The 7,802-nt window shown below is 72.3% G+C and carries 5 protein-coding genes and 1 pseudogene; 2 read left to right on the top strand and 4 right to left on the bottom strand.

Going from position 1 to position 7,802, the window contains the following annotated elements; genetic code table 11:
* Positions 1-353: 353 nt before the first annotated feature.
* From BMW99_RS08680 to BMW99_RS08670, 3 genes and pseudogenes are all read right to left on the bottom strand, one after another.
* Positions 354-1,667 (bottom strand): RNA polymerase sigma factor, encoded by a 1,314-nt coding sequence (locus tag BMW99_RS08680; RefSeq protein WP_069466766.1) that lies wholly within the window; start codon positions 1,665-1,667, stop codon positions 354-356.
* A 70-nt stretch (positions 1,668-1,737) separates the two neighbouring features.
* A complete protein-coding gene (locus BMW99_RS08675; protein WP_069466767.1) occupies positions 1,738-2,103 on the bottom strand; it encodes a YciI family protein in 366 nt (121 codons plus the stop codon).
* Positions 2,104-2,266: 163 nt separating this feature from the next.
* Positions 2,267-2,614: pseudogene (locus BMW99_RS08670) on the bottom strand (Uma2 family endonuclease); the annotation flags it as partial.
* Between the two features lie 114 nt (positions 2,615-2,728).
* Between BMW99_RS08670 and BMW99_RS08665 the strand changes: the two are divergent.
* Positions 2,729-4,780, top strand: a complete 2,052-nt coding sequence (locus tag BMW99_RS08665; RefSeq protein WP_075016541.1) for a thioredoxin domain-containing protein — start codon at positions 2,729-2,731, stop codon at positions 4,778-4,780.
* Between the two features lie 205 nt (positions 4,781-4,985).
* Here the strand turns inward: BMW99_RS08665 and trhA are convergent, their stop codons facing one another.
* Entirely contained in the window at positions 4,986-5,684 is a 699-nt protein-coding gene (gene trhA, locus BMW99_RS08660) for a PAQR family membrane homeostasis protein TrhA (protein ID WP_069467168.1), read from the bottom strand.
* 239 nt (positions 5,685-5,923) lie between these two features.
* Here trhA and BMW99_RS08655 point away from each other — a divergent pair, with 239 nt between their 5' ends.
* Positions 5,924-7,753 carry a phosphoenolpyruvate carboxykinase (GTP) gene (locus BMW99_RS08655; protein ID WP_069467167.1) on the top strand — a complete coding sequence of 610 codons (1,830 nt, stop codon included), beginning with the start codon at positions 5,924-5,926 and terminating at the stop codon, positions 7,751-7,753.
* The last annotated feature ends 49 nt before the right edge of the window (positions 7,754-7,802 follow it).

Genomic DNA, 7,802 nt, shown 5'->3' with positions numbered 1-7,802 from the left:
GCAGACGGGGACGGGCCGGAGGGGGACGATCCGGGTGTGTCCCCGCAGAGCTTTGCAAGGCCCCGGGTAAGTCCCGGGAAGAGTCGCCATGCAAAGCTCGAGGAGACACTCCCGGAGTGGCCCCTGACCCCACCCACGAACCTGCACCGCCAGGGGCGCGGGGAACTGCGCGACAAGCCACGGCGAACCGTGGGACGGCGACGGCGAGCAAGGGGCTGGACGAGCCCCGCAGGGGCGCGAGGTCCCCCAGCCTTCGGCCGGGAGGTGCCCCCAACGCGACAAGCCACGGCGAGACCGGCAGAGGGCAGCGCGCAGCAGGTGGAGCCGCGGCGAACCGTTGGGGGAGGGGCGCTTCAGGCGCCAGAAGCGCCAGAGGCGCCAGAGGCGCCGGAAGCGCGGGACAGCAGCAGCGCGCGCTCCGCGTTGTTGCGGGTCAGGGCCGCGGCGCGAGTGAACTCGGCCTGCGCCTCGGCCGTCCGGCCGAGGCGGGTCAGCAGGTCGCCGCGGACGCTCGGGAGCAGGTGGTAGCCCTCCAGCGCGGCGCCCGCGGGGCTCGCGGCGAGCGCGTCCACCAGTGCGAGCCCGGCCGCCGGGCCCTTCACCATGCCGATGGCGACCGCGCGGTTCAACTCCACGACGGGGGACGGCGCGCGGACCGCGAGCTGCTCGTACAGCGCGGCGATCGCGGCCCAGTCGGTCCGGCCCGGGTCCAGGGCCCGCGCATGGGTCGCGGCGATCGCGGCCTGCAACGCGTACGGGCCCGGCGGCATGCCGCGCGCCCGGGCCGCCGCCTCGGCGCGGGCGAGCGCGGCGAACCCGCGGCGGATCAGCAGCTGGTCCCAGTGGCCGCGGTCCTGGTCCAGCAGCAGCACCGGCACCGGGCCGCGGGTGCGGGCCGCCGACCGGGACGCCTGGATCTCCAGCAGCGACGTCAGACCGTGCACCTCCGGCTCGTCCGGCATCAGCCCGGACAGTACCCGCGCCAGCCGCAACGCGTCCTCGCACAGCCCCGGCCGCATCCAGTCGTCGCCCGCGGTCGCCGCGTAGCCCTCGTTGAAGATCAGGTAGACGACCTCGAGCACCGAGGCGAGCCGGTCCGCGCGGTCGGGTCCGTACGGCACCTCGAACGGCACCTTCTCGCGGGCCAGGGTGCGCTTGGCCCGCACGATGCGCTGCGCGACGGTGGACTCCGGCACCAGGAAGGCGCGCGCGATCTCGTCGGTGGTCAGGCCCCCGAGCAGGCGCAGCGTCAGGGCGACGCGGGCCTCCCGCGACAGCACCGGGTGGCAGGCCACGAACACCAGCCGCAACAGGTCGTCCTCGATCACCTCGGGGTCGTCCGGCTCGTCGAACGCCGCCGGCCCCTGGCCGAGCTCCAGGTCGTGGCCGAGCAGCCGCAGCTTGCGCGCGTACGTCTCGTTGCGGCGGATCTGGTCCACCGCGCGGCGCTTGGCGGTCGTCATCAGCCACGCGCCGGGATTGCGCGGCACGCCCTGCGCGGGCCACTGCTCCAGGGCGGCGACCAGCGCGTCCTGGGCGAGCTCCTCGGCCACGCCCAGGTCGTGCACGATCCGGGTCAGCCCGGCCACCACCCGCGGCGACTCGATCCGCCACACCGCGTCGACCGCCCTGCGGGCCCGCTCGTCCCCCGTCGCATCTGCGTTCACGCCAACCCATGACAGCAGGCGCGGGCCGCCGGCGCAAAGCACCGCGAACCCGCGCCTCCGCCCGAAACGGCTACTGCTCCGGTTCCGGTTCCTCGATCTGCCGGATCGAGGAGGCGATCTCCCACTCCGGCCCGTGGATCGCCAGGAACCGCGAGGCCCACTCCACGGCCTCCTCCTGCGACTTCGCCTGGACGATGCAGTAGCCGCCGATGACCTCCTTGGCCTCGGTGAACGGCCCGTCCACCACCGTCTGCTTCCCGCCGGACTGGCGGATGTACGTGCCCTCCCCGACCGGCTTCAGGCCGCCCGTGTCGAGCAGCACCCCCGCCTTGGTCATCTCCTCGATGAGCTTCCCCATCTCGTCCATCAGCTCCTCGCTGGGCCCCTGGGAGGGCGCCTTCGAGGGGTCGAGCTCCAGCAGCATCATGAAGCGCATCGCACTGTCCTCTTCCACGTGTCCGTGTCCGTCGTTCCCGGCGGTTCTTCCCCGCCTTCACCTACGCGTCGAACGGACCCGACGCGATTCGACACGCGGCACAGGATTTCTTCCGGATCCGCGAACGGGATCAGACGGCGCCGAGATCGACCTCGACGGGGAACGGCGCCGCCGCCTCGACCACCAGCAGGACGTGTTCGGGCCGAGTGGGCGTCACGTCGATGGCGTCCGCCCGGTGGACCACCACATCCGGGCGGCGGTTGGAGAGCGGCACGTCCTGCAGACGGACGTCGAAGTCGGTGTCGGCGTTCCACTCCCGGCCCGCCGCCGAGTCCAGTGCGTTGGCCAGGATCCGCGCCAGCCGGTTGCGCCGTTTCGACGCGCTCGGACTCACGACGACCATCCCGTCCACGATCTCGATGCCGGCGCACTGCTCCTCGGACCAGGAGTCGTACTGCTCGGCGGTGACGTGCTCGTGCATCCACGCGGGGGCGACCGGCCCGGCACTCACGAGGTACCTCCTGTGCTCGGTCGACCGGCGGAGTCCCACCATACGGTCGAGGCCCGGTCGACATCGGGATACCGGCGGTCACGGGAGGTGGCGGGAGCGTGAGAAAGTGACGGGGTGAACCGACTCGGTGACGCGACCTCGCCCTATCTCCTCCAGCATGCGGACAACCCGGTCGACTGGTGGCCGTGGGGGGAGGAGGCGTTCGCCGAGGCCCGCAAACGCGGGGTGCCGGTGCTCCTGAGTGTGGGCTACAGCAGCTGCCACTGGTGCCACGTGATGGCGCACGAGTCGTTCGAGGACGAGGCGACGGCGGCGTACCTCAACGAGCACTTCGTGGCGGTGAAGGTCGACCGCGAGGAGCGGCCGGACGTCGACGCGGTGTACATGGAGGCGGTGCAGGCCGCGACCGGGCAGGGCGGCTGGCCGATGACGGTGTTCCTGACGCCGGACGCCGAACCGTTCTACTTCGGCACCTACTTCCCGCCCACCGCCCGGCAGGGCATGCCGTCGTTCACACAGGTGCTGGAAGGCGTGGTCGCGGCCTGGCGGGACCGGCGCGAGGAGGTCGGCGAGGTCGCCTCCCGGATCGTCGGGGAGCTGGCCGAACGGGGCGGCGCGTACGGGGTGTCGGTGCCGGTCGGCGAGAGCGAGCTGGGCAGCGCGCTGCTGGGCCTGACCCGCGAGTACGACGCGCGGCGCGGCGGGTTCGGCGGCGCGCCGAAGTTCCCGCCGTCGATGGTGCTGGAGTTCCTGCTGCGGCACCACTCCCGCACGGGCGCCGAGGGCGCGCTGCAGATGGCCCGCGACACCTGCGAGGCGATGGCCCGCGGCGGCATCTACGACCAGCTGGCCGGCGGCTTCTCCCGGTACAGCGTCGACCGCGACTGGGTGGTCCCGCACTTCGAGAAGATGCTCTACGACAACGCGCTGCTGATGCGCGTGTACGCGCACCTGTGGCGGGCCACCGGCTCCGACCTGGCGCGCCGCGTCGCCCTGGAGACCGCCGACTTCGTGATCGGCGAACTCGGCACGCCCGAGGGCGGGTTCGCCTCCGCGCTGGACGCCGACAGCGACGACGGCACCGGCCGGCACACCGAAGGCGCGTACTACGTGTGGACGCCCGCCCAGCTGGCCGAGGAACTCGGTCCCGAGGACGGGGAGTTCGCGGCCGGCTACTTCGGCGTCACCGAGGACGGCACCTTCGAGGAGGGTGCGTCCGTGCTGCAGCTCCCGCAGGGCAACGGCGTGGTGGACGCCGACCGGGTGGCGTCGGTGCGCGAGCGGCTGCTCGCCGCGCGGGCCCGCCGGCCGCGTCCGGGGCGCGACGACAAGATCGTCGCCGCCTGGAACGGCCTGGCCATCGCGGCCCTCGCCGAGACCGGGGCGTACTTCGACCGCCCCGACCTGGTGCAGGCCGCGGTGGACGCCGCGGACCTGCTGGTGCGGGTGCACATGGACGGCCACGGCCGGCTGTTCCGCACCTCGCGCGACGGTTCCGCCGGACCCCACCCGGGCGTGCTGGAGGACTACGGGGACGTCGCCGAGGGCTTCGTCGCCCTGGCCGGGGTCACCGGCGAGGGCGTCTGGCTGGACTTCGCCGGGCTGCTGCTCGACTCCGTGGTGCACCACTTCACCGCCGACGACGGCACGCTCTACGACACCGCGGACGACGCGGAGACACTGATCCGCCGCCCGCAGGACCCGACGGACAACGCGACGCCGTCGGGCTGGAACGCCGCCTCCGGCGCGCTGCTCTCCTACGCCGCGCACACCGGCTCGCAGGCGCACCGCGGCGCCGCCGAGCGCGCGCTGGGCGTGGTGGGGGCGCTGGCACCGCGCGCCCCGCGGTTCGTCGGCTGGGGCCTGGCCGTCGCCGAGGCGCTGCTGGACGGGCCGCGCGAGGTCGCCATCGTCGGCGCCACCGGCGACCCGCTCACCTCCGAGCTGCACCGCACCGCGCTGCTGGGCGCGGCGCCCGGCGCGGTCGTCGCCATCGGCGAGGAGGGCTCCGACGAGTTCCCGCTGCTGCGCGACCGCACGACCCGCGCCGGGCGGGCCGCGGCCTACGTCTGCCGCCACTTCGTGTGCGACGCCCCGACCTCGGAGCCGCGCACCCTGCGTTCGCAGCTGCGCTCGCAGGTGTGGACGGGCCCGCGCCGCAGCTGAGCCGTCCCGCGCCTGAGCCGTCCCGCGGCGACGGGAAGGCCGGACGGCGGCCGGTCGCCCGGCCCGGGCGGTCCCGGGCGGCCCTCACGGCCCTCACGGCCCCGGCCGTCCCGGCCGGCCCCGAGCAGGGGAAAGCCCCGTCTCCCGGAGGGGACGGGGCTGTGACCGAGGGGAGCGGGCGGCCCGGCGCGACGGCCGGGCCCTGCTATGGGTGCGTGTAAGCCACCAGCGAGATGCCGACGTAGTGGACGATGAACGCCGCGAGCGTGAAGGAGTGGAACACCTCGTGGAAGCCGAACCAGCGCGGTGAGGGGTTCGGCCTTTTGAAGCCGTAGATGGCCGCGCCCATGCTGTACAGGACCCCGCCGACGACCACGCAGACCATGACGGCGACGCCGCCGGTGCGCAGGAAGTCCGGCAGGAAGAAGATCGCCACCCAGCCGAGCGCGATGTAGCAGGGCGTGTAGAGCCAGCGTGGGGCGCCGACCCAGAAGACCCGGAACGCGATCCCGGCCAGCGCGCCCGCCCACACCAGCCACAGCAGCAGCTCCGACGTGGCGCCGGGGAGCAGCAGGATGGTGAGTGGTGTGTAGGTGCCGGCGATGATCAGGAAGATGTTCGCATGGTCAAGTCGGCGCAAAATTCCTGCGCCGCGTGGCCCCCAGTTCCCACGATGGTAGAGCGCGCTGACTCCGAAGAGTGCGCACGCCGTGACCGTGAAAACGGCACAGGCGATGCGTCCCCTGGTGCTCTGCGCGAATGCGGTGAGGGCGACGCCCGACACCAGGACCGCCGGGAACATCCCGGCGTGCAACCAGCCTCTGAGCTTGGGCTTCACGGACTTGGGCAGTTCGGCCGGCTCGCCCGCGGCCGGAGCCGCGTCCGTCTCCTTCACGTCGGTCATGACGTCAATCGTACCTACGCCACCGTAAGTTACCCATAAGTAGGACTCCGCTCGGGTACGTGGCGATGGTCACCTTCGGCCCCCTGGACAGAATCATTTGGCGGGGCTCACACTCATATGAGTGCGGTCGGCACCGGATGAGCACTCCACGAACGCGTCCGGGCCGCAGCCCCCAAGGGGCGAAACCAACCCTCAACATGTGACGCCGGTCTGTGCGGACCCGGCGGGACGGAGCGATCGTGGCGCGCGGCTTTACGGCTCCCACCAACCATCAGGAACTGATCACCTGGGTCGGCGAGATCGCCGAACTGACCCAGCCCGACGAGATCGTGTGGTGTGACGGCTCGGAGGAGGAGTACCACCGGCTGGCCGGGGAACTCGTGGACAAGGGCACCTTCACCCGGCTCGACCCCACCCTGCGCCCCAACTCGTACTACGCCGCCTCCGACCCCACGGACGTGGCGCGCGTGGAGGACCGGACGTTCATCTGCTCCGAGCGCGAGCAGGACGCCGGCCCGACGAACCACTGGAAGGACCCCGCGGAAATGCGCGAGGTCTTCGTGGGCCGGGAGGGTGACGGCGGCCTGTTCCGCGGCTCGATGCGCGGCCGGACGATGTACGTCGTCCCGTTCTGCATGGGCCCGCTCGGCTCCCCGCTCTCCGCGCTCGGCGTGGAGATCACCGACTCCGCCTACGTCGCGGTCTCGATGCGCACCATGACCCGCATGGGACAGCCGGTGCTGGAGGAGCTCGGCGACGACGGCTTCTTCGTCAAGGCCGTGCACTCCGTGGGCGCGCCGCTCGCCGACGGCGAAGCCGACGTGCCGTGGCCGTGCAACGGGACGAAGTACATCTCGCACTTCCCGGAGAGCCGCGAGATCTGGTCCTACGGCTCCGGCTACGGCGGCAACGCGCTGCTCGGCAAGAAGTGCTACGCGCTGCGCATCGCCTCGGTCATGGCCCGCGACGAGGGCTGGCTCGCCGAGCACATGCTGATCCTCAAGCTCACCCCGCCGCGCGGCGGTGCCGAGGCCGTGAAGTACATCGCCGCCGCGTTCCCCTCGGCCTGCGGCAAGACCAACCTCGCCATGCTGGAGCCGACGATCTCCGGCTGGACCGTGGAGACCATCGGCGACGACATCGCCTGGATGCGGTTCGGCGAGGACGGCCGGCTCTACGCGATCAACCCCGAGGCCGGCTTCTTCGGCGTCGCGCCCGGCACCGGCGAGCACACCAACGCCAACGCCATGAAGACCATGTACGCCAACTCGGTCTTCACCAACGTGGCCCTCACCGACGAGGGCGACGTGTGGTGGGAGGGCATGACCGAGGAGCCCCCGGCCCACCTGACGGACTGGAAGGGCAACGACTGGACGCCTGACAGCGGCACCCCGGCGGCCCACCCCAACGCCCGCTTCACCGTCCCCGCCTCCCAGTGCCCGATCATCGCGCCGGAGTGGGAGGACCCCCGGGGCGTGCCGATCTCCGCGATCCTGTTCGGCGGCCGCCGGGCCAGCGCGGTGCCGCTGGTCACCGAGTCCTTCGACTGGCAGCACGGCGTCTTCCTCGGCGCCAACGTCGCCAGCGAGAAGACCGCCGCCGCCGAGGGCAAGGTGGGCGAGCTGCGCCGCGACCCGTTCGCGATGCTGCCGTTCTGCGGCTACAACATGGGCGACTACTTCGGCCACTGGGTGAACCTGGGCAAGACCCACGACCCGGCCAAGCTGCCGAAGATCTACTACGTCAACTGGTTCCGCAAGGACGCGGGCGGCCGCTTCGTGTGGCCGGGCTTCGGCGAGAACAGCCGCGTGCTGAAGTGGATCGTGGACCGGCTCAACGGCAGGGCCGAGGGCGTGCGCACCCCCATCGGCGTGCTGCCGGCCGAGGGCGCCCTCGACGTCGAGGGACTGGACATCTCGAAGGACGACCTCGACCTGCTCCTGACCGTCGACCCCGAGGTCTGGCGCGAGGAGGCGGCGCTCATCCCGTCCCACCTGGAGACCTTCGGCACCCACACCCCGAAGGAACTGTGGGACGAGTACGAGGCGCTGGTCGCGCGCCTGGGCTGACGCTCACCCCGCGGTGAGCGGCATGTGACGAGGGGCGCGGGGTCTGTCC

This window comes from Actinacidiphila rubida, assembly GCF_900110255.1.
Taxonomy (GTDB): domain Bacteria; phylum Actinomycetota; class Actinomycetes; order Streptomycetales; family Streptomycetaceae; genus Actinacidiphila; species Actinacidiphila rubida.
Note: the sequence above shows the minus strand (reverse complement) of the source record. Positions and strands in the feature narration are given on the sequence as shown.